We start from the raw sequence: 21,937 nt of genomic DNA, 5'->3' as shown, positions 1-21,937 counted from the left end.
AGACGGAATCATGGCGGACCTACCTGCCCGTAGAGGCGGAGGCGTGCTCGGAGCCCCACGCGGCTGGGACCCCTTCGAGCGCATGCAGGAGCTGTTGGGATTCGACCTCGGCCGGATGCTCGTTCCCCAAGGCGCACGGGAGGGAGGCTTCGTCCCCGACTTCGAGGTGAAGGAGACCCAGGACGCCTTCATCTTCAAGGCCGATGTCCCGGGCGTGGAGGAGAAGGACCTGGAAATCACCCTCGCGGAGAACCGGCTGACCATCAGCGGCAAGCGGGAAGAGGAGCGCCGCGAGGAGGGTGACCGCTACTACGCCTACGAGCGCAACTATGGCTCGTTCAGCCGCACCTTCACGCTCCCCCGCGGCGTGAATGCGGATGACGTTCAGGCGGACTTCAAGAGCGGCGTCCTCAACGTGCGCATCCCCAAGAAGTCCGAAGAGCAGCCCAAGCGCATCAAGGTCGGCGGCGAACGCAGTGAGAAGGCGAAGGCCTGAGCCGCGTCGAGCCTTCGAAAGAAGCCGGCTGTGATATGGGATTGGGCACGACTCCCGGCTTTTTCCGAAAGAAGGCTACCGAATGATGCGCCGTGCCCTTTCCCTGCCCTCGCTGGCCACCCTCCTCCTGCTGGCGTCCGCGTGCGCGACCACCGGCACGTCGCCAGCGGAGGCGGACCTCCTCCAACTCGTGAGTGACCAGACGGAGGCCTGGAACCGCCAGGACGCGGTGGCCTGGTCCAAGGACTTCGCCCCGGACGCCTCCTTCATCAACATCGTAGGCACCGTCTTCGAGGGCCGCGATGAAATCCAGCAGCGCCACGCGGGCATCTTCGCAAGCATCTTCAAGGGCAGCCAGAGCCAGGTCACGGTGCGCAAGGTCCAGTTCATCCAGGAGGACCTGGCCATTGTCGACACCACGCACGCGGTGACGGGCCACCCCGGCCTGCCCCCGGGCGTCCAGGACACCGAGCCCGGCGTGCTGCGCACGCAGATGCGCTACGTGATGAAGCACGTGAACGGGCAGTGGCAAATCCTGGCCGGCCAGAACACGGACGTGAAGCCCAGGCCCCAGGCGGCCGTGCCCCAGATGCCCTGAGGCTCAGTGGGTGTTGGCGTCCTCGCGCTGGGCGGCGCGCGCCTGGCGGAACAGCGGCGCCAGCGCGGCGAAGCCCGCCACCACCGTGGAGCCGTTGTTGACCACGGCGGCGGCGACAGGCGGCAGCCACCCCAGCGCCGCGAGCACCATGGCCACGGCGTTGGGCACCAGCACCAGCCCGAGCCCCCGGTGCACGCGGGCCAGGGTGTCGCGGCCCGCGTCGAACGCCAGCAGCAGGTCCTCAAGGCTGCCACGCAGCAGCACCACGTCCGCCGTCTCCAACGCCACGTCCGTCGCGCCCCGCAGGGAGATGCCGACGTCAGCGAGCGCGAGCGCCGGGGCGTCATTGATGCCATCCCCCACCATGGCCACGATGCGTCCCTGGCGCCGGAGCGCGCGCACATGCGTGGCCTTGTCCTCGGGGAGCAGCTCCGCGATGGCCTCGTCCACGCCCAGCCGGCTCCCGACCTCCGCCACCCGGGCCGGTGCGTCCCCGGACAGCAGCACGATGCGCCGGCGCCCATTCTCCTTCAGGGCATGGACCACGCCCGCGCTCTCCGGCCGCAGCGTCTCCACGTAGCGGATGCACCCGGCCAGCGCCCCATCCACGGTGACCCACAGGGTGGAGACCTCGCGCGGCACGGACCGGGCCAGCGCCGCGCCCGTCACGTCCACGCCTTGCTGCTGCATCCAACGCGCGCTGCCCACACAGACGCGGCGCCCGTTCACCTGGGCGCAGACGCCTCGTCCCAGGACGACCTCCTCCAGACCCGCCTCGGGCCGCGGCACCTCCACGCCCTGCGCCTGGGCATGCCGGCGCACCGCCTCCGCCACGGGGTGGGACTGACGCAGCTCGGCCGCGGCGCTCAGCGACAACACCTGGCGCGCATCCCAGCCCCGCGCGGGGATGACGTCCACCACCTCCGGGACACCCAACGTCAGCGTGCCCGTCTTGTCGAAGACGATGGTGTCCGCCTGGGCCAGCCGCTCCAGGTACTGGGCCCCCTTGATGAGGATGCCCTGGCGCGCCGCGAGCGTCATCGCCACCAGCGCGCTCGCGGGCACGACGATGCGGACCCCCGTCCCGAAATCCGTGATGAGGATGCTGATGGGCCGGGACGCCTCGCGCGTCCACAGCCCTGTCGCCGCGGCGAGCCCGAAGGTCGGCAGCACGACGCCGTTCGCCACCGAGTCCACCTTCGCCTGCAGCGTCATGGGCTTGGCGCCCGCCCCTTCCAGGATGTGGAGAATCTTGGCCGCCGTGGTCTCCACGCCCGCGCGCACCACCCGCACCCGGAGGCTGCCCTCGCCCACCACGGACGCGGCCAGCACGCGGTCTCCCGCCTCGCGCACGCGGGGCTCCGACTCGCCCGTGAGCGCCTTCTCATCCACCCACGCGGTACCGGACAGCACCGTCCCGTCGGCGGGCACGCTCTCCCCCGTGTGCACGATGATGAGGTCGCCCTCCTTGAGCCGGTCCGCCCGGACCTGCTCCACCTCTCCGTCCACCCTCAGTCGCCACGCGTACAGCACCTCCAACCGCATCAACCGGGAGATGGCGGACCGGGCGCGGTCCGCGCTGCGCTCAATCAGCAAGTCACCAATGCCCAGCAGGGAGGTGATGAGCGCCGCCGTCCGCACCTGCCCCGTGGCCAGGGACACCCCCACCGCCACCAGGTCGAGCAGGTCCACGGTGATGCGCCGCTCCGCGACGGACTGGAAGGCGCGCTGGGCCAGCGGCAGGCTCGTCAACGCGACGCCCGCGGTCAGCATGGGCATGGGCGCCGCGTTCACGACGCACGCGGCGAGCACCGCCGAATTGAAGGCGGTGGCGGCCCACTCCCGCCGGGGCGGCTCGGGCGCGGCGGGCCAGGTGGACGGCTCGCTCGTGCGCAGGGCCGTCATCAACTGGCTGGCGTTGAGCACCTCCGGGTCGAAGCTCACCACCAGCGAATGGATGGCCGGCGAGGCGCTCGCCTTGTGCACACCCGGCAGCGTCGCGGCCCAGGCCGCCAGCTTGAGGATGTCGTCGTCCTCCAGCCCGCGGACGCGCAGCCGCACGCGTCCGGGCAGCGCGTGTTGCACCTCCACCTGGAACGGCTTGAGCGGGAGCTGGTGCAACGTGAAGACGAAATCCCGCACCCGCAGCGCGAACGCGCCCGGAAGGCGCGACGCCTCCTGGTAGTGCACCTTGACCAGGCCCGTGCTGCGCTGACACGTGGCCACCTGGACTTCGGGGCGGGACTCCAACCAGCCGAGCACCTGGCGCAGCGTCTTGGAGTCCTCCGCCGCGCCCCGGATGAGGAGCCGGCCCGGAGCCACGTCCGTGACGTGGACGGACACGGGCCGCTGATGCCCATCCAGGGCCTCGTGCGCGCGCCCCTTGAAGCCGCGCGCCATGCCACTCAGGAACTCCACCTCCGTCCGCATGAACGCCCCCCGGCCTGAACGCAGTGCAACCGCGGCCTCACGCGTGGGGCCGGGGCCGGAAGGCCACCGTCCCGCTGACGCGCGCGGCGTCTTCCAGTTCCTGCTCTCGCACGCCGTCACGGAACACGCTGTAGGCCCAGTACAGCGCGTTGTCCCAGCGCGGCAGCCAGCCCTTCTGAGACGGGTTCGCCACCAGCGAGTAGATGCCCGTGGCCGTCAGCACCACGGGGATCAGCTCGTAGAGGCTCGCCCCCGTCACCTCACGGGCCAGTCCGTCCAGCCACCGGGCGCCGCTCACCACGTGCTCGGCGGGGGCCTTGCGCGACTTCGCCATGAACTTGGCGTCGACGATGCCGTCCAGGCCCGCCGTGTCGACGATGGCCGCCAGCAGCGACTCCACGTCGGCCGCTTCCGGGCTGTATTCGATGAGCAGGCTGCCCGTGAGTGGGGAATGGACGGTGCCGAACACCCCCTGCGTCTCCCCCAGCTCACCGCGCACGCGGTCCGCGAGGTCCGAGTCCGCCTGGAAGCAACGCGCGCGCACACGAAGCCGGCCCGGGGAGTGGTGCACGAGCAGCAACCACTCCCCTTCAATGGCGCCCGAGTCCGGGTCGAGCCTCATGCGTGCCCCTCCCGGCTTTCCGCGACGGGCCGCGCCCCACCGTCCGCCGCGCGCCGGCCGTGGGCCTGATGGAGGTTCGCTCGCGAGCGCGCCTCCGCCAGCAGGTCGGAGAGGAACTCGCGCTCGGTGGCGATGACCCGCCGCGTCCACCCCACCAGGTCGAACGCCGCCGTCGCCACGGAGACGACCGCGCCGCGCGAGTTGTCGACGGTGCTCCGGGCCATCCAGCCGGTGGCCACGCCCGCCAGGAAGGCCACCGTCGTCTTCATAGGGCCCCCGGAGCGCCATGGATGTCGGCGCCCAGCCCGACACCCTGGGACAACGGCATCCGCTCGTCGCGCGACTCGGCCTGGTCGCCCCACGGCGCGAGCACGACGCCATGGACCCGGAGCTGCTTCAGCAAGGTCTGCACCCGCTCGCGGCGCAGCGGGCGGTTGAGCGCGGCGGCGGCCTGCCGCAGCAGCAACCACTCCGCGTTCGACATGGACAGGTCCACCGCGACCATCACCTCCAGCGCGTGCAGGAACGCATCCCGCGCGGCCTCGGGCACCTCCTTGAGGCGCTCAACCCACTGCGCCTCATCTTCTCCCAGGCGCTCCAGCACCCGCTTGCGCGCCGCGGAAGGGCTGTTGCGCAGCAGGTGCGCCAGCATGACCGTCTCCTCGGCTCGCAGCACCCCATTCGTTCCGAACAGGCACCAGGCGCCTTCGATGAGCAGCTCCAGGCACCGCGCGTCCACGGCCCGCACGGCGGAGAACGCATCGTCCAGCGCGCGGCGGTAGCGCGCATACGCCACCGCGGCATGTCCGAGCCGGCGGGTGCGCCGCCAGCTGGTGACGGAGGAGGTGACGACGCTGGCGAAGGGAAGGAGGTTTCGCAGCACGCCCTCCCCTATCAAGCGGTTGCCCAACTTCCGCTCCGCCGCCTCCGTGTCCTCGGTCAACATCCGGCCCACGAGCCCCGCACCGCCGCGGTCCTCGTCCTCCCACACCTCCGAGCCCGAGATGATGGCGTGCAGGTGGAGCACATCCCACGGGTCATCCGGATCGATGCGCACGCCGAACGCGGACGCCACGTCACACATCATCCGGGCCTGGATGAGCGAGCGCAGCATCGTGTCCAGCCCCATGGCGGCGCCGGCCACGGGAACGGCCACGAGCGCGCCCACGAAGCCGGTGTCCAGGGTGAACACGGCGGCGCTGGTGGAGATACCCGCGGCGCTCGCCCCCACCAGCGCCGCTTCCTTGCTGGCGCGCCGGATGAGGGCCTCCGTCTCGGAGGCACGGACGGTGGACGCAGTACCGGCGCGCCGCGCCTCGTAATGCCGCACATAGGCTGTCAACAGGCGGGCGTGCCACGCGCCCGAACGGAGGTCCTCGAAGCGCAGCTCACGCCCGAGCTTCTCGGCGAAGTCTCGCAGCGGGTGCAGCGCGGCCGCGGGCATCGCGGTGTCTTCCGGGTGGAATGGAGTGGTTCGTGTCATGGGCATGAGTGCGAAGCAGCCGCGCGCGCCAGACCTGGAGGGCGCGACACGGCTGGTGGGGGTGCATCCGAGGTGGGCTTCCAGGAATCGGCGCACTCAAGCTAGGGGGATTCGAGGGCCGGGAGAACCGGTCCCGCGGGGCAACACCCGCGCCGCCGGGTTGACGGCTGCCTCAGCGGGCGATGATGGCGGCCCGGGCCGTGCGCAGGAGTTCGGTGAGCTCGACACGCGCCCGCGCCTTCGCCGCCGGGTCCTCCGCGGCCTCTCCTCGCTGCTCCAACAGGGCCGTCACCATGGCGCCCGCGGCTGCCTTGGCGCGGGCCCAGGGATTCGTCTCCGCGTCCGCTTCGTTCGTCGTCACCGCGGCCCAGACTTCACACAGGTGGCTGGCGGCGTCCGCGAACGCGGCGACGGCGGGCTTCTGTTCGAGGATGGACGCGTTGCGCAGGTCCCCCAGCCTCCCCGCGATGACGTGCCCCTGGCGCGGCGCCGCACCGCGGGCCTGGGCGAAGAGGTCCGCGGCGGCGGCACCGCCCTCGACGCGCGCCGCGGCCTGCCGCAGCCACTCCGCGCAGACCTGAAAGGCCGTGGGCTCGGGAAACCGCGCCGTCAGCCAGCCCAGCAAGGGATAGAGATACTCGGAGCGCTGCCAGGCCTCGTCCACGGAGCCGCAGGCCAGGCCCGACTTCTGGAACATGCCGAGCAGGAACGCATCAGGGGAGTCCGTCATCGCGGCGCCCACTCTCTCCCCTCGATGGGCGCGGAACAACCCCGAACGCGACCCTACGGCGCGCGAGTGGGCAGTGACAGATAGTGCTCACCCAATTCGGTCAACGTGCCCGCGGCGCCGAGCAGGCTCGCGAAGCACGGGTCGTTCGTCCACCGCCCCGTGAACCACGCGTAGCGGAACACGTCCTCGCGCCGCTCGCAGACGGCCACCATCTCCGTCATCTGCACCCGCTGCTTGGCGACCGAGTCAATCTGCGCGCCATCCGGCTGGCTGTGGCAGTTGGCGAACTCGGTGACCCAGAACGGCTTGCCGTACTTCGTGAGCCGGTCCAGGTGGTACTCCAGGCCATAGTCGTACCAGTGGAACCCGAGGTAATCGATGTGCGGGTCGCGGTTCCCGTTGGCGGCGCGATAGGCGGCATAGAAGGCGTCCAGCCAGACGACAGGGTCGCCATGGCCCGGCATGGTGCCCCAGTTCATCGCCGGCCCCACCAGCTTCACGCCGGTGTTCTGGGCGACACGCTCATACCGTGGCCACAACTCCGCCGCGGCCTGCGGCGACATGTTGGCCTGGTCGGTGAGGTTGGGCTCATTGAGGAGCAGCAGGTACTGGATGCGCGGGTTCGCCCGGAGGATGGACTCAATCCGCGCCGCGTCGAAGTTCCCGTTCCAGAGCATGGGAATGAAGTCCATGCCGTAGCGCGTCTGGAAATCCGCGGGCACGCCCGGATGCGGCGTGGGGCTCCAGTTGTACCACCAGCTCACGCCGGGAGCGACGGCCGCCAGGTCCTCGGGCGTCGAGAGGTCGAAGGCGATTCCCCGCTTCGCGCTCTTCGTCGTGGTGACGCCGGCGTCGGGCAACTCGGTGCCAGCATCCGGCGTCAGACCTGGCTCCGGCGCATCCCCGCTGCATCCCACGACGAGCGCGGCGAGCGCCACGATGAAGCCGCCGATGATGTTCATTCCCATGGCGCGGCATCCTATCCCGCCCCACGCTCTTCAAGACGGCGCGACTGACGCGTCAAGCACCTCCACTTGACGTGTCATGACGCGCGCCAGGCCTGCTGTCGCGCGGATAAGGCCTTGACCCGGTTGGGCAGCCACCCGGCACGTGACTTGCTGATGCCCTCCGCACTTGAAGCGGAGGATGCATTGCGATTCATGAGCGGAGTGGTCGTCACGGTGGCTCTTCTGGGGTGCGGTGGTCCGGAGCTGGAGCGGGACCCCGTCGATGCGGTCGGCCGCCTGGACCAGGAGATTGTGGGAGGAATCGAGGCTCGGCCTCACTCCCACCCCTGGATTGTCAGCTTGCAGCAATACAACAGCCACTTCTGTGGTGGTGCCCTCGTGCGGGTCGGCGCCAAGGAAGAGAGCGATATCGTTCTCACCGCTGCCCATTGTGTCTACGACGGGCTGTCCGCCGCCACCGCGGTCGCGGGGGCTCATGACCTGGACCGGCCCAGCACGGGACAAGTCACGGTCCGGGTGGTGAGGGCGGTCTATCACCCGCAGTACAATCCAGACACGACGATGAACGACATCGCCGTTCTCAAGCTCGAACAGCCCATCAAGTTCAACCAGGCCGTTGCCGGTGCCTGCGGCCAGTCATCCACCATGCGCCCCAGTCAGGCCCCGAAGTACGCCTCTGGAGGCAAACGCGCACCTGTCTGCCTCCCTGCCAGCGGGGAGCGGGTTCCAGACAACACGGTAACGACTGTCGCGGGCTGGGGCCTGACACGGGAGACCGGGAATGCCTCCCCTCTCTTGATGCAGGTGAACGTCCCCACCCTCAATCATCGGTCCGTGGCCAATAGCTACCACCGCCATGAAATCACCATCAACGAGTCGGCGATGCTCGGGGCTGGGTACACAGCAGGAGGCAAGGACGCATGCCAAGGGGACAGCGGAGGGCCGCTCGTCGTACCGGGTCCCCAAGGGTACGTGCTCCAGGGAATCGTGAGCTTTGGCCTGGGCTGCGCGAGGCCGGGGCTGCCCGGCGTCTATGCGCGGGTCTCCAATTACATCCCGTGGATCAACACGCAGATCAGGAACCTCAGCACCGTCAGGTAGGGGGGCGCGCGCGAGGGCTCCGGCAGGCCCTCGCGGCGTACACGGGAAAGGCTCCGCCTTGAATCAGCCCGCGCCTGGAGGACGCGCCTTCGCGACGGGCCCCAGCTCCACGCGGAGCGCCTGCGCGAAGGCCTCAGGCAACGGCTTCGGTGGCTCGTCCGCCAGGCCGTATTCCTCGATGCGAGGCGCCGAGCCCAGGAGGAACTCCAGCCACCGCTCCCGCAGCCGGACTGTTCGCTCAAGACGCTCGTCGATGGTGTTGGCAATCAACGGCAGGTGAACGTCCAGGGTGGTGTCCGGCTGTCGCGCCCGCAGCCGCTGGACGAGCGAGCCCAGCCGGTCGACGCGCCCCACGCGCTGCTCGAGCTGCGCGGGGTTCCACGCCAGGTCGTGGTGAACCACCCGGCGGCAGTGGTGATGCAGGTCCAGCCCCTCTTGCATGACCTCGTTGGCCACGAGCACCATCGGGTACAGGGGCGTGTTGAACGCCTCACGGAGCCGCTCCCGGCTCACACCCTCCACGGTGTGACGGACAAGCGCACCCGCGCGAACAGCGTCATCGAGCACCTCTCGCCGCCGCTCCTCGTCGAGCTTCCCCGCATAGGCCAGGAAGCGCTTCAGCAACTCGAACCACGGCCGTCCCCGAGGCGTGGTCCAGAAGCGGTCCACCACTGGCGACAGCGCCCGGGACTCCACCGCCTCCACGTCAACGCCCTGCTCCCTGGCGAAGGCCAGCAGGTCCGGGAGGAACGGGACGTTGCGCGCGACGAGGTAGCTGGCGAGCCGCTCGACGGTGCGGACCCGCAGCTCGGGAGGCACCTCGAGCAAGGGTGCCTTGAGATAGGACCAGAGGTGCTCGCGGCGAAGCACGAGCGCCGCGTCCCCGGCGCCAATCGACCAGGACGGCGTCCTGTCTCCCTCGGCGGAGTCCTCGACGTCGTCGGCGACCAGGTCGAAGCCGAGCGCCACGAAGCGCGCGTCCGTCAGGCGCCGCAGCACCTCCGGGTCGACATCCCCCGCCAACACGCCGTCTCGCACGAAGAGGGCCACGGCCTGCTCGACACAGCGCTTGACCAGGGACCAGTCCATCCGCTCCGCTTGCGTCTTCGAGACGCGTTGCTGGCGCAGCAGCTCGTTCGCCCGCGCGATGACGCGCTCGAGGTGGGCCCCCTCCACCGACATGCCCTCCAACAACGTGCCGACGTACCGCTCCCGCAGCGCGAGGTAGAGCGCATCCTGGGCGCGGCCGAACCGGTCTCTCAGGCGCGAGTGATGCCCGTCCACCCGCTTGCCGTCCACCTCGTGCTCGAAGATGTCGCCGTGGCTCGCGGCCGGAAACACCTTTCTCCATCGCTCCAGCAGCAGCTTCTCCCACTCCGCCTCGATTCTCCGCTTCAGCTCGTGGAGCGTCTCGATGCGGGCGCAGAAGATGAGCGTCTTCTCGTCGCGGGCGACGGCCTCCAGCGCGTCCCGCACGACGTGGTCCACCTTCGGGTGGCCTCCCTGCTCCCCGCTCAGCGCCCCCAACACGCTCCGCAAGAGCCCGCGGTAGGCCTCGGCGTCACCGCCGGGCAAGGCCTGTCGCTCACCGGAGAGCAGCGCCCCCTCACGCGCGGCCCCATAGGAAGAGACCATGTTGATCTGCACCGCCGCCTTGTGGGTGCGGCTCTTTTCCCGGAAGAGCTCCGCGATGAACCGCTCGTAGAGCATGAAGGGAACGCCCTCCCCTCCCTGGGCGCGCAGCCTGGGGCGGTGGCTCCTGCGGTAGACGCGCTTGTCCTCCCGGAGGCTCCGAATCATCCATCGCCGGAAGCCTGGCTCGATGCGCTCCGACTTCAGGGCCAAGAGCCGGCGCGCGCACAGCACCACCGCCCGCAGCGAGGCATCCGCCGGCTCCTCCTCGAGCCGGGGGTCCCTGGCGAACAACGCGCCGAAGTCCGAGATGGCGGCCTCGTCCGCCTGCGACCAGACACGCTCGAGTTCGCCATAGGCCTGCTTGTAGTCCCCCACGTCGTCCAACAAGCGCTGGGCCTGCTCCAGCAGGTCGGCAGGCGCGGACCGGGCCAGGGCAAAGAGTGAGAGCACCTGCTTCAGCTCGTCGACGGCGAGCTGGAACGGCGTGGCGGTGAGGAACAAGGCCTTGTCGAAGCGCCCCTCGAAGATGGTGCGCACCCCGGTGGCCCGCACGGAGTCCACGTTCTTCAGCTTGTGGGCCTCGTCGACGATGAGCAGGTCGAAGTCCGGGATGAGCTGCCCCACCAGGCGGAAGCGCAGGTCCATCAGCGCGTCATCAACCCGCCGCTGGTTCGCGAAGCCGTCGTAGGCCTCGCGCGCCCAGAGCGCGTCGAGTGAGCCGTCTCCCGCCCCCTGTTTGTGCCGTCTCAGCGTCGTCCGGACATGGGGCCTGATGACCGACCACTCGAAGGTATCGAGGAACGGCTGCTGCTCGATGTCCACACGCGCCACCGCGCCCTCCCGGTAGCGACGGAAGATGGCCGCCACCTGATTGCCAGCGAGGCCCTGTGCATCCGCCCACAACGACAGCAGCCAGGCCTGGTCCGCCAGGGAGCGACTGCCCGCGAAGATGTTCACGGGCGCGATGGTGATTCGCGTCTCGCGGGCGGTCGCGACGAGCTCGGCCAGGGTACTCGCGGCCTTGGACTGCCCGGCGAAGCCCCGGTACATGGGGCGGCTGACGTCACTGAAGGCACGCAGCTCCTTGGCCCACTTCATATTGAGGTCGGGCCCCGGGGTGAGAATCAGCGCTCGGGCCTCCGGCATCAGATGCAGCCGGGCCGCCAGGACGCCGAGCGCCTCATACGTCTTCCCCATCCCCACTTCGTCCGCGAGCACGACGCCTGGCTGGTCGTCGAACAGCTCCAGCGCACGGAGGACGGTGTCCTCCTGTCGCTCGATGTCGCGCAAGGGCACCGTTGAGTCGGCCCTTGCATCCAGGCGAAGGAAGCCCCGCAGCCAGGTCCGCTCACGTCTTTCCATGGGTGCCCTCAAGCCCGTAGAACCGCACCACACCGTCCAGCCACCCGGCACCTCGCGGCCGCAACCGCGTCAGGTCCGCGCGCAGCAGGGTCCGCAGCTCCGCGAGCAGCGCCTGCTTCGACTCCAGGTCGGCGCTCTCTGGCAACACGAACTGCTCCAGCTCGCGCAGCAGCTCGCAGCCGTAGACCCAGATCTCGTCATCGGACACGGAATCCCGAGGCAGGTCGCGCAGGCGCTCCCAGAGCGTCCGGGCCCCCGTCGGTCCCAGCAGCCGATAACGGAACGCGGAGACCGTCGTCGCGGCGAGCAGGTCCTCCTTCAGCCCCCACCAGGCCTTGAAGACATCCGTGGGGCCAAAGCCCTCGCCAAACACCGTGTCCAGGACGGAGTCGACCCCCGCCACGCCTCGCTGTTCGCGCAGGGTCGACAGCCGCTCCGCGCCCACGCGCCGGCCCAGCAGCGCCAGCAACTCCCGGACGCCCAGTCCCGCCAGGTGGGCACTCGTGGGCAGCATCGCGAGGTCCGCGACGCGGATGGGAACCAGCCACTTCCGCCCCGCCGCGCGGACCTCCAGCTCGGCGCCCGCCGCGGCCAGGTCGAAGTCGGGGAGCACCACCGGAGCCGCGCCCGGCCCCACGCCCTTCGCGAGCTCCCGGTCCAGGTACCACCAGGACCAGGCCCCCAGGCCTGCTGGCCCGTGCTGACTCCAGGTGACGGTCAACGTGCGGGCGGCCGCGTCATGGACGACGTCCTCGAGCCACGCCGAGAAGTCGATGTCGGCCGCGGGCGCCTCGCGCTCCTCGAAGCGCGCCGACTCGAAGGGGGCGCACACCAGCGAAGGCAGCAGCTCCGGCAGGCGCACCTCTCCGTCCAGGCAGAGCAGGACGCCCGCCTCGACATTGCCCCCCTGCTCCACCCCAGACGAGAGCGCGGCGTCAGAGGCGTTGGCGGACCCGACGAGCGCATAGGTCAGCGTCCTGCCCGCGCTCGTCACCGTGAGAAGGAAGAGCTTGGCATGCAGGGGGCGGCGGCTCGCGCGCCCGGAGGGTGTCAGCGTCGCCGTCGGATGGAGCCAGAGGTGGACCTCGTGCTCGCGGACGATGCGCTCGAGGATTCGCCTCGGCGCATGGACCGTCGGGGGCTCCACGGGCCACATTCGCCCCTCGGCGATTTCATGCTCGAACGCCTCGCGCTCGTGCCGCCCGGGCCGCCCGGAGCCGAGCTGGACCTCCACGCGTTTCGCCGTGACGCGCTTGAGCCCGAAGTACGCCAGGCGCTCGATGCGCTCGCCGTCGACCTCCTCGCGATAGCGCGAGGCCCACAGCCGCCCTTCGCCCTCCGCGAGCACGGGCAGTGCCCCGCGAATGGGAGGGGCAAGGGGTGCGTCCTCCCAGGGCACGCCAAGGTCCAGCGGAGGCGGACTCCCGGGGCGAAGCGCGAGCAGCTTGGAGAGCACCGACGAAAGCCCCTTCGTGTCATTCGCGATGTCGAGGTCATCCTGTTCGAAGAACGGGGACAGGATGCCCACGCGAGTGACTCGCGCATCCTCGGGGAGCGCCTCGCGCAGCTGGTCGAGCATGGACGCGCTGAACGTGTCCACGAAGAGCGCCTCCGTCGGCGCGTGGCCGCTGGGGGACGGCGTGCCGGAGATTCTCGACACGAGCGCGGAGCGGACCAGCGTCAACTGGGTCCCCGGGTGGGTCGCGAGCGCCGCGCAGCTCCGGAGGAACCCGTCCACCGCTCGGAGGAACGCGGCGTCGACGGGGACGTCGTAGCGCAACGTGCGCGTGAAGAAGAGCTCGGCGTTCTGCTCGTGGCCCGGCCTGGTGGCGTTGCCCGAGCCCACGGCGACGCGCGCCTCCTCGTCGTACAGCACCAGGATGACCTTCGGGTGGAACGTCCGCTCCCGGATGAGCTGGAGGTCATACGGCAGGCGACGGCCCCCCCGGCGGACATGGGCGTCGACGAAGCAGGCCACCGGTGTCTCGCGAAGCGCCGCGCGGGCCTCCTCGTGGTAGCGGACAGCCTCCTCCTCCGGGTCCCCCTGCAGGCGCAGCAACGCACGCAGGATGCGGTCCTCGAAGTAGGAAGGGTCGAACGTGTAGGAGCAGAAGACGGCCCCCAGGCAGGGCTGCTCGGAGACGAGGACCTGCTCGATGAGCCTCCGGGACTCGAGCATCATGCGGCACCTTCCGGGGCATCCAGCTCCCGGTTCATGGGCAGCCGTCCCAGGTCCGTCAGCAACGTGCGGACCACATCCAGCTTGAACGCCGGGAAGCGCGCCGCCTCCGGACGCGCGGTGTACGACGTGACGACGAGCACGAGCCTGCCGGCCTCGTTGCGAATCCAGCCTTCGCCACGTCGCCGCTCGCGCTGGACATCGGAGTGATAGGCCAGCAGCAGGTCGAGCGCCGCGAGCGAATCCGCCTCCACCAGCGCCTCGACCAATCTCAGCAAGGCGGCGCCATGCATGGGCAGGCGCCGGATTTCGCCAACCCTCGGCGAGGACAGCAGCGCCGAGCATGCGCCCTTCAGCGAATCGAGTGTCCGCGCATCGAGGGCCTCGCGCCCGATGCGCTCGCGGGGAGCGACCCAGCCGGCGCCATCCAAACAGGCATAGACGCGGTCGAAGGCCCCGACGAGCTCCTGCATCACCTCACCGAAGCGGCGCGCCGTCAGCAGGAGCGCCAGGAGCTCATCCGAGAGCCGCCCCAGCCGGCCCGCCAACGCCGCGTCGAGGATGTCTCGCGGCGCAGAGAGCCCGGCCTTCGCGGCGGACTCAACCAACTGGCTCATCGCGAACGAGTGCGGGTCCCGTGCGTGGACAAAGAGCGCCTCGAACAACCGGTGCTGCTGCGCGGTGCGTTCCCGCTCGACCAGGGAGGTCAGACGGCTGAACCGCCCCACCTGGGCCAGCGTCAGTCGCCCATGGGTCCGCGCGATGCGCGGCGCCTTCCGGTCCAACGCCTGCAGCGCGTACTCCTCGTATCGCCCCCAGTGTCTGTTCTCCGAGGGCTCGTCCCAAAACGCGTCGATGAGGGCCAGCGCGCCCGGGCCCGGCCGCAGGGAACCCTCGATGACGAGCCCGGAGCGCCGCAACGGCGCCAGGTAGGCCCCCAGGTTTCCCAGCTCCTGCTGACGGGAGATGAGCTGGAAGTCGAGTGGCAGGCTCGACGCTCCGGAGCGCCACGCATTGCGGGCACCTCGCACGCCCCGCATGGAATCCCAATCGCCCCGAGGAAGCTGGCCCTCGCGGAACTCCAGCGTGGCCAGGGCCCAGAAGCGCTCCCAGCGCTCGAAGAGCTCGCGCCGCACCTCGTCCGTCGCGGGGTAGGAATGGTGCTCGATGGCCCGCTCCACGAGCTGCAATCCATAGAGCACCATGGCGTAGGCCTGGGCCCTGCTGGAGCGCGTCGTCAGCGTGGGCAACCCCCAGAGCCCCACCTGCTGCGAGACATAGTCGAGCGCGAGCGGGTCTTCGGAGGTCAGCTCGGGGTTCTCCGCGGGCGGCGCCACCCAGCAGAGGGCATCAACGGGACTCTCCAACGGCGTGAGCATGGGCATGCACGCTCAGGCTCGCATCTCGACGCCATGCTGGAAAGACAGGGGACCTACCACCCAGGGAGTATGGACCGCATGCCCTTGGGGACAACCACGACCCATGACGCAGTGGCCCATGACGAGGCTTCAAGAAGCCGTGTCTTGGAAATGTTCCAGTTCTCTGGGAGTCAAAATTGTCACTATCCCGAGTATGTCTAGTTTGGTACACAAGCCGCGGCCTCGCTGATTACTGCCGGATGGGGGCTGGCAGCGGGCGCTTCAACATCCCTGGACCTCATCAGCTCGAGGAATGCCAAATGTCGGGTCAAACCAATCTTCAGAATCTCCATTTGGAAGTCAAGACGTGGCTCTATTCCCACGACATGGACAGCGTGGCCGTGGGGGCCCGGAACCAGTTGCGAGAGCAGGTGGAACTCCTGGCGCGCGCCGCCTTCCTGGAGGGAGACGACGCGGCGCTGACCGAGGCGCACCGGGTGCTCTACGCCATCAACATGGCGCTGCTCACCGCCCCGTGGTCCGTCGAGCGCCTGAACGTGGGCGATCCGCTATTTGGCCAGATGAAAGGCATCCTGGAGAAGTGTTGGCATCAGGCCTCGCGGAGGAAATACGCTCCCATCCTTGACGCGCTGCCTCCTGCGTCACAGTTTCGTGATTGGGTTACGCAGCGCGTCCAATCTCATCCCTCCAACGTCACGCACCCCATCTTCGCGTTCCTGCGTGACCAGGCCACCTTCGAGCAGATGCGGGAGTTCATCCTCCAGGAGACGCCGCTCGAATCGCTCTTCGGTGACATCATCGCGTTGATGATGCCGGGCGTCTATGGCGGCATCAAGCTCGAGCTGGCCAAGAACTTCTGGGATGAGGTCGGCCACGCACAGGACGACCGCGTCCACCGGAACATGCGCTTCCGGTTGATGGAGTTCCTGGACCTCCCGAAGGATGTCTACACCCACCAGTTCGACCTGCTGGTGCGCGAGGAGCTGGCGCTCGTCAACATGTACATGAGCATGGCCACGAACCGCTCGCGTCTGACGGAGATCCTCGGCGCGCTGCTCGCCACGGAGACCATGATTCCCGGGCGCTTCGAATGGCAGATTGAAGGCTGGCGGCGGCTGGGCGTGGGCGACAAGCCGCTGGAGTACCTGCTGGAGCACACCACGGTCGACGTGGAGCACGCCAACGCCTGGATGGGGGAGATCATCCTGCCGCTCCTGGAGCGCAACCCGGCCGTCATGCCCGACATCGTCCTGGGCATCCTGCTCCGCCTGGACACCGCGGGGGCCGTGATTGACAGGCTCTACCCCCACCTCAAGGGCCTCAAGGAGTCCACCGTCGGGCCGTACCGCGGCTCGCACGTCGTCCCTTGATGCCGGGCGCCGTGGCGCCCACGCTCGAATCGACGCGTACCGACTGTCATTCCTGGCCGCCCCGTGTCCCAGCAGGGCGGCCACGCCGAGGGCTCAAAATTGCCATACGTCAATGTCCAGCTCACTGGAGATAAGCTTGCCGCGGAGCAGAAGCTGGAGCTCATCCAGCGCATCACGAAGGTCTTCGTGGATGTGCTCGGCAAGGACCCCGCGACCACGTTCATTGTCATCCAGGAAATCGATCCGGAGAACTGGGGCATTCATGGTACGAGCGTGGCCTTGCGCCGCGAGGCCCGCGCTCGGGGTGAGAAGCTCTAGGCAATGAGTCAACCAAATCCCATCTCCGGGGAGCCCGCTCCCGCGCCCATGGCGCGGCCGGACTGGCCCGAGCTGGGGGCGCAGGCCAGTCATCTGCTCCCCAAGGACGTCTGGCAGCAGGTCCGGGCGCTGCACAAGGCCCGGCCCTGGCGCAGCGTGCTGCTCTATCTGGAAGTCTATGCTGGGATTGCCCTGGCCATCGCCGCCGAGGCCTGGTTCCAGCATCCCCTCGTCACGCTGCTCGCCATCGTCGTCATCGCGGGGCGGCAGCACTCGCTCTACATCCTGAACCACGATGCGAGCCACTACGGCCTCTTTCGCTCTCACAAGGCCAATGCCATTGTGGGCACGGTGTTCTCGAACCTGGTGATGTTCCACCACCCGGAGGCCTGGTCCTTCGTCCAGTGGCGGCGGGTGCACATGCTGCACCACCGGCACCTGTTCACCCCGGAGGACCCCAACTGGCTGGGCAGGCACCTGCGGGGGGACACCCAGCGCGCCTATTCACCGGGGCGCCTGCTCTGGACGTGCGTGAAGGCGGGGCTCCTGAGCGTCCTCGAGTTCTTCAAGGGCCGCCAGGACTACGTGCCGCCCCAGGGGAACCACACCGTCAAGTGGCGGGACAACCACCTGCGGGCGCTGCTCCTCCCGTTCCGGGACGACGCGGAGATGGAGCGGGAGCGGCGCCTCAAGCTGCTCTTCTTCGCCGTCGCGCTGGGCGCGGTGGCGTACTTCGGCCTCTGGCGCCCCTTCCTGCTCCTGTGGCTGCTCCCCATGTACACCGTGTACCCCATGATTCTCACGCTCATGGACCTCACGGAGCACCGGTGGACCCGCGAGGAGGGCGACCTCAACGTGAACGCCCGCTCCACCCGGCTGGGGCTGCTGCCAGCGCTGCTCATCAGCGGGCTGCCGCGCACGCTGCACCGGGAGCACCACGTCTTCCCCGGCGTCGTGGCCCGGGACCTGCCCCGGTTGAGCGCGCTGCTGTGCCAGGCCCGTGTCTCCCCCGAGCCCGCCCCGGGGCTCTCCGCGCTCATGCGGGAGCTCGCGGACTCCCAGCCTTCTTCCCCTCGGTGAACCCGTGAAACCACAGCAGCGCGAGCGTCCCCCCGTCCCCCACTCCGCGGATGAGTTCAAGGTCCACGTCCACAACTCGGGGAGCGAGGGGCTGTTCACCAACGCCTTCATCGTGGAGACCGCCCGGTCCGTGGTCGTCATCGACGCGATGATGCGCGTCTCCGATGCCCGGGGGGTGCGGGCGCGCGTCGAGGCGACGGGCAAGCCGCTCGTGGGTCTCATCGTCACCCACGGGCACCCGGACCACTACAACGGCGCGGCCGAAATCACCCGGGGCCTGGACGTGCCCATGATCGCGACGAAGGGCGTGGACGCGGTCATCCGCCGCATCGACGACGCCAAGGAGAAGCAGTGGAAGCCCGTCTTCGGCGAGGACTGGCCCGCCACGCGGCGCTTCCCCAACCAGTTCGTCAAGGAGGGACAGACGCTGCACTTCGACGGCGTCCCCTTCACCGTCGGGGAGCTGGGAGAAGGCGAGTCCCACTGGGACAGCTACTGGGTCGTCGGCCGCGCCGCGTCCGTGGCCTTCGTGGGGGACATCGTCTTCGGCGGCGTCCACTCCTTCATGAATGACGGCCACTCCGCCCTGTGGCTGAAGAACCTGGACCGGCTCGAGGCGAAGCTCTCCAAGGACGCGCTGCTGTTCACCGGGCACGGCGCGCCCAGCGCCTCCAAGGCCAGCCTGGAGGCCCAGCGCCGCTACCTGCACCTCTACCGGAAGACGGTCCGTGAGCTCGCCCAGGGAAAGAGCACGCTGGACGACAAGGCCAAGGCGCGGCTCGTCCAGGTGATGAAGCAGCACCTGCCGACGTCCGACCTGGAGACATTCATCACCGCGGGGGCCAACGCCGTCGCAGCGGAACTGGCTCGGGAAGCGGCGGAACGCGCCGATGACTGAGGGCGCCGAGGCCAAGGGGCGCTCCCAGGCCGCGGGCATGTCCGCGGCCGAGTTCCGGGAGCTGGGGCACCGGCTGGTGGACCAGCTTGGCGATTTCCTGACCGCGCTGCCGGAGCAGCCCGTCCGGGCCGAGGACTCGGCGCCTCGCATCCGCGCGCTCCTGGACGCGGACGCCTTCCCGGAGCAGGGAATGGCGCCTGGCGTGGCGCTGGAGCGGGCCTTCACGCTCCTGCGTGAGCACGCCGTCTCCACGGCGCACCCTCGCTTCTGGGCCTACATCATGGGCGCACCGAGCCCGCTGGGTGCCCTGGCGGACCTGCTCGCGTCCGTCATCAACCCGCCCGTCACCAGCTACCCGACGTGCGCCCTCACCGTGTCGCTGGAGGCGCAGACGGTGCGTTGGCTGGCCCGGCTCGTCGGCTTCCCCACGGACTGTGGCGGGCTGTTCCTCGGCGGCGGCTCCCTGGCCAACCTGGTCGCCATGCGCGCGGCCTTGCACGTCAAGGCCGGCTGGGACGTTCGCGCGGAGGGCGTGCGAGGGCCAGCGGGCGCGCCCCTGTGCCTGTATGCCAGCGCCGAGGCCCACACGAGCATCGTGTCAGCCGCCAACCTCTGCGGCCTCGGGTCGAACGCGGTGCGCAAGGTCGACACCGACCGAAGCGGCCGGATGCGCTTCAGCAGCCTGGCGCAGCGGCTCGCCGCTGACAGGAAGGCGGGGCTGCGGCCCTTCATGGTCGCCGCGACCGCGGGGACCACGGGCACGGGCGCGGTGGATCCGCTGCCCGACATCGCCGCCCTCTGCCAGGCGGAGGGACTGTGGTTCCACGTGGACGGCGCGTACGGAGCGCTGGCCGTGCTGTCACCCGACGCGCCCCTGGAGCTGCAGGCCCTCCGGCTCGCGGACTCGCTGGTCGTCGACCCGCACAAGTGGATGTACGTGCCCGCGGATGTCGGGTGCCTGCTCACGCGAGACCGGCACGTGCTGTATGACACTTTCCACCAGGGCGCCTCCTACTACGCGGACAGCGACGAGCAGCTCCTGCTGGGAGGCCCGGAGACGCTCCAGCTCCGGGACCTGGGGCCGCAGACCACCCGCAGCCTGCGCGCCCTCAAGGTGCGCTTGTGCCTGCAGCACGAGGGACGGGCGGGCTACGCGCGGATGATTGGTGACGACATCCGGCTCGCGCGCCGGCTCTACGCCTGTGTCGAGGCCGAGCCCGAGCTGGAGCCGCTGACCCACGGCTTGAGCATCACCACGTTCCGCTTCATCCCGGCGGACCTGGAGCCCCAGGCGGAGGCGCACCGCGACTACCTCAACACCCTGAACAAGGCGCTGCTCAAGCGGCTGCAGCGCGGCGGCGTGGCCTATCCCTCGCATACGGACGTGGAGGGCCAGGCCGCGCTGCGCGTCTGCATCGTGAACAACAACACCACGCTCGCCGACATCGAGCGCCTCCCGAGCCTGGTGCGGCGACTGGGCACCGAGGTCGACGCGGAGCTCCGGCCGGGACGCCAGCACCGGACGGCGTGAGCCTCGGCGTGCCCGTCAGCGGGCCGGCCCTTCGGGCTCATCCAGGCCGAGGGTGTTCTCACACAGGTGGATTCGACCGCGCGCCCGGTTGGAGGCATCCAGGACACCCTCCAGGAGACCGAAGGCATCGTTCAGCCAGGCGTGCTCCGCGCTGTTGCTGCGGAACATCACGGACGCGGTGCAGACGCGAGCCTGGTCGCGGGCTCGCAGCAGCGAGACGCCATTCACCTCCAGGTAGACCTTCCCCCCCGACGGGGTGGTGAGCACGCCGCGCAGCGCGGGCAGATTCACGTTGTCGGGCCGCTTCACCGGCGTGTTCAAGAAGCGGACCGGGCCCGCGAGCCGCTCGCCGGTGAGGGCTCCGTCGACGATGGCGAGGTACTGGCCACCACTGCCGAAGTCCAGGTACTCCATCCAGGTGTAGTGCAGGTCGAAGTCGGCGAGCGTGCTCAGTCTCACGTGTGATTCCTCTTTGGGGCGGACCGCGCTCGCTACGTGGGGCCGTGGTGGGCCATCCAGGTTTCATGGATGTGCAGCCACACCACACCGCCGGGCGCGGCAGGATCCGCCTGGAAGAGAACTGTGGCGTACCTGCCTGTCTTCTGCCCGCCTGCCTCGCGCCACTCCACGTACCGCACCAGGGCGACCTCATCCCGGGCCCACACCGGAGCGAAATCATCGATGGTGATCTTCATGTCCGGCTGTGCGCCGAGGGCCTTGGAGAGCCGCTCCAGCAACACCGACTTCTTCTCGGCCACGCCGCCCGGAGCATACAGCGTGCAGTCCGGCGCGAAGGCGCTCGCCATCCGGGCCGTTCCGGACGCGGCGGCGGGGCCCGTCCCCCGAAGCCACGCTTCGAGGGCACGGTGGAATTCAATGACTTCCGTTCGACTGAGCTCGACGATTCCAGACATGGTTCAAAGGCTCCGCTGGAGGGTGGCCTGGCGTCAGACCTGGCCTGACGCGCGCTTGCCTTGAGGCTCCACCGGCGCATGCGCTTCACCCGGGGGCGGAAAGCGGCGCCTGAAGTCGAACGCACGGGACGAAGGACCTTCGCTCGCGAGCAGCTCGAGCCGCTCCTTGGCCTCCGCGACCGTGGGAATATGGCCGACGGGCACCCACCAGAGCACATACGGCGGTCCCTCGACGGGGAGGAACCATTTCCGGCGGCTGCGGAAGGGCACCACGTGCTCACTCTTGTAGACGAAGTCGAAGAGCGACTCGACCGACTCCCACGTCGACATGTTCAGCAGGATCAGCGGGTTGTCGAACCCACGGACTCCCGTGGCATCGCCGGCCCCCGTTTGAAGCCGCCAGACAAATCCAGGTGAGCGGTCCGCCAGCTCATTCACCGGCCGGAGCTGCGCGACAAAGTCTTGCATCAGGGGGTGGTCGAGGGGTTCGCGTGCCAGCGAAATCGCCAGCTGCGCGACATGGAATTTCTGGGTCGTCATGGGTGCTTGCTTGGCGTGTTGAAGGGAGCCGCGAGTATAGCCATGGGGCTGTCTGGCACCAAGCATTCTAAGGGCATGACGCACGGCATTGCCTTGCGGCCCTTTCAGAATCGATTGGGTGCCCCCTCACCTGAATCCGGAGGCGTCGCTCCACTCGCTCACAGGGACGAAGCGCAGGCCCTTCGGAGACGGAGAGAGGGAGAGCACCCGCTCCACAACGGAGTGGGTCAAGTCCCGAATCGTGTGTAGTTGGTCCGGAGGGGGTTCGGGGGAGGGAAGCTCCTTGGCGGCATCATGCAACGG

The 21,937-nt window shown here is 69.3% G+C and carries 20 protein-coding genes; 8 read left to right on the top strand and 12 right to left on the bottom strand.

The window, feature by feature from the left end:
- Positions 1-10 precede the first annotated feature (10 nt).
- Positions 11-496, top strand: a complete 486-nt coding sequence (locus G4D87_RS01110; RefSeq protein ID WP_163777412.1) for an Hsp20/alpha crystallin family protein — start codon at positions 11-13, stop codon at positions 494-496.
- A gap of 82 nt (positions 497-578) precedes the next feature.
- A complete protein-coding gene (locus G4D87_RS01105; RefSeq protein ID WP_163777411.1) occupies positions 579-1,094 on the top strand; it encodes an SgcJ/EcaC family oxidoreductase in 516 nt (171 codons plus the stop codon).
- 3 nt (positions 1,095-1,097) lie between these two features.
- On the opposite strand, the gene G4D87_RS01100 is transcribed toward G4D87_RS01105, so the two are convergent.
- The 6 genes from G4D87_RS01100 to G4D87_RS01075 all read right to left on the bottom strand — a co-directional run bounded on the left by G4D87_RS01100 (position 1,098) and on the right by G4D87_RS01075 (position 7,327).
- The gene (locus G4D87_RS01100; protein ID WP_163777408.1) at positions 1,098-3,524 is read right to left on the bottom strand and encodes a heavy metal translocating P-type ATPase; all 2,427 of its coding nucleotides are present in this window, start codon (positions 3,522-3,524) and stop codon (positions 1,098-1,100) included.
- Between the two features lie 37 nt (positions 3,525-3,561).
- On the bottom strand, positions 3,562-4,146 hold the full coding sequence (locus tag G4D87_RS01095; protein WP_163777406.1) for an HMA2 domain-containing protein: 585 nt from the start codon (positions 4,144-4,146) through the stop codon (positions 3,562-3,564).
- Positions 4,143-4,415 carry a hypothetical protein gene (locus G4D87_RS01090; RefSeq protein WP_163777403.1) on the bottom strand — a complete coding sequence of 91 codons (273 nt, stop codon included), beginning with the start codon at positions 4,413-4,415 and terminating at the stop codon, positions 4,143-4,145. The genes G4D87_RS01095 and G4D87_RS01090 overlap by 4 nt, the downstream gene beginning before the upstream one ends.
- Positions 4,412-5,629, bottom strand: a complete 1,218-nt coding sequence (locus G4D87_RS01085; protein ID WP_163777398.1) for a hypothetical protein — start codon at positions 5,627-5,629, stop codon at positions 4,412-4,414. The genes G4D87_RS01090 and G4D87_RS01085 overlap by 4 nt, the downstream gene beginning before the upstream one ends.
- Before the next feature lie 172 nt (positions 5,630-5,801).
- The gene (locus tag G4D87_RS01080; RefSeq protein WP_163777395.1) at positions 5,802-6,359 is read right to left on the bottom strand and encodes a hypothetical protein; all 558 of its coding nucleotides are present in this window, start codon (positions 6,357-6,359) and stop codon (positions 5,802-5,804) included.
- A gap of 53 nt (positions 6,360-6,412) precedes the next feature.
- Positions 6,413-7,327, bottom strand: coding sequence for a glycoside hydrolase family protein (locus tag G4D87_RS01075; protein ID WP_163777391.1), 915 nt, complete (start codon positions 7,325-7,327; stop codon positions 6,413-6,415).
- Between the two features lie 192 nt (positions 7,328-7,519).
- Here G4D87_RS01075 and G4D87_RS01070 point away from each other — a divergent pair, with 192 nt between their 5' ends.
- On the top strand, positions 7,520-8,428 hold the full coding sequence (locus tag G4D87_RS01070) for a serine protease (RefSeq protein WP_240357918.1): 909 nt from the start codon (positions 7,520-7,522) through the stop codon (positions 8,426-8,428).
- 63 nt (positions 8,429-8,491) lie between these two features.
- Here the strand turns inward: G4D87_RS01070 and G4D87_RS01065 are convergent, their stop codons facing one another.
- Genes G4D87_RS01065 through G4D87_RS01055 form a run of 3 tightly spaced genes read right to left on the bottom strand, consistent with a single transcriptional unit; the run spans position 8,492 to position 14,983 of the window.
- The gene (locus G4D87_RS01065; RefSeq protein WP_240357917.1) at positions 8,492-11,425 is read right to left on the bottom strand and encodes a helicase-related protein; all 2,934 of its coding nucleotides are present in this window, start codon (positions 11,423-11,425) and stop codon (positions 8,492-8,494) included.
- The gene (locus G4D87_RS01060; protein ID WP_240357916.1) at positions 11,412-13,607 is read right to left on the bottom strand and encodes a phospholipase D-like domain-containing protein; all 2,196 of its coding nucleotides are present in this window, start codon (positions 13,605-13,607) and stop codon (positions 11,412-11,414) included. Before G4D87_RS01060 ends, G4D87_RS01065 begins: the two co-directional genes overlap by 14 nt.
- Entirely contained in the window at positions 13,604-14,983 is a 1,380-nt protein-coding gene (locus tag G4D87_RS01055; RefSeq protein ID WP_240357915.1) for a hypothetical protein, read from the bottom strand. The genes G4D87_RS01060 and G4D87_RS01055 overlap by 4 nt, the downstream gene beginning before the upstream one ends.
- Before the next feature lie 365 nt (positions 14,984-15,348).
- Here G4D87_RS01055 and G4D87_RS01050 point away from each other — a divergent pair, with 365 nt between their 5' ends.
- The 5 genes from G4D87_RS01050 to G4D87_RS01030 all read left to right on the top strand — a co-directional run bounded on the left by G4D87_RS01050 (position 15,349) and on the right by G4D87_RS01030 (position 20,180).
- The gene (locus G4D87_RS01050; protein ID WP_205507368.1) at positions 15,349-16,353 is read left to right on the top strand and encodes an iron-containing redox enzyme family protein; all 1,005 of its coding nucleotides are present in this window, start codon (positions 15,349-15,351) and stop codon (positions 16,351-16,353) included.
- A 63-nt stretch (positions 16,354-16,416) separates the two neighbouring features.
- Entirely contained in the window at positions 16,417-16,671 is a 255-nt protein-coding gene (locus G4D87_RS01045; RefSeq protein WP_275902252.1) for a tautomerase family protein, read from the top strand.
- 3 nt (positions 16,672-16,674) lie between these two features.
- Complete coding sequence (locus G4D87_RS01040; protein ID WP_163777379.1) at positions 16,675-17,751, top strand: fatty acid desaturase family protein; 1,077 nt, start codon at positions 16,675-16,677, stop codon at positions 17,749-17,751.
- 4 nt (positions 17,752-17,755) lie between these two features.
- Complete coding sequence (locus G4D87_RS01035) at positions 17,756-18,649, top strand: MBL fold metallo-hydrolase (RefSeq protein WP_163777377.1); 894 nt, start codon at positions 17,756-17,758, stop codon at positions 18,647-18,649.
- Positions 18,642-20,180, top strand: a complete 1,539-nt coding sequence (locus tag G4D87_RS01030; RefSeq protein WP_163777375.1) for a pyridoxal phosphate-dependent decarboxylase family protein — start codon at positions 18,642-18,644, stop codon at positions 20,178-20,180. The genes G4D87_RS01035 and G4D87_RS01030 overlap by 8 nt, the downstream gene beginning before the upstream one ends.
- 15 nt (positions 20,181-20,195) lie before the next feature.
- On the opposite strand, the gene G4D87_RS01025 is transcribed toward G4D87_RS01030, so the two are convergent.
- From G4D87_RS01025 to G4D87_RS01015, 3 genes are read right to left on the bottom strand one after another with little or no spacing between them, the layout of a single operon-like run.
- Entirely contained in the window at positions 20,196-20,639 is a 444-nt protein-coding gene (locus G4D87_RS01025) for a hypothetical protein (protein ID WP_163777373.1), read from the bottom strand.
- Between the two features lie 32 nt (positions 20,640-20,671).
- The gene (locus G4D87_RS01020) at positions 20,672-21,094 is read right to left on the bottom strand and encodes a DUF4440 domain-containing protein (protein WP_163777370.1); all 423 of its coding nucleotides are present in this window, start codon (positions 21,092-21,094) and stop codon (positions 20,672-20,674) included.
- A 33-nt stretch (positions 21,095-21,127) separates the two neighbouring features.
- Positions 21,128-21,634 carry a DUF3291 domain-containing protein gene (locus G4D87_RS01015; RefSeq protein ID WP_163777368.1) on the bottom strand — a complete coding sequence of 169 codons (507 nt, stop codon included), beginning with the start codon at positions 21,632-21,634 and terminating at the stop codon, positions 21,128-21,130.
- Between the last annotated feature and the right edge of the window lie 303 nt (positions 21,635-21,937).

It is taken from the genome of Myxococcus vastator (assembly GCF_010894475.1).
Classification (GTDB): Bacteria; Myxococcota; Myxococcia; order Myxococcales; family Myxococcaceae; genus Myxococcus; species Myxococcus vastator.
This window is presented reverse-complemented; position numbering and strand designations above follow the sequence as displayed.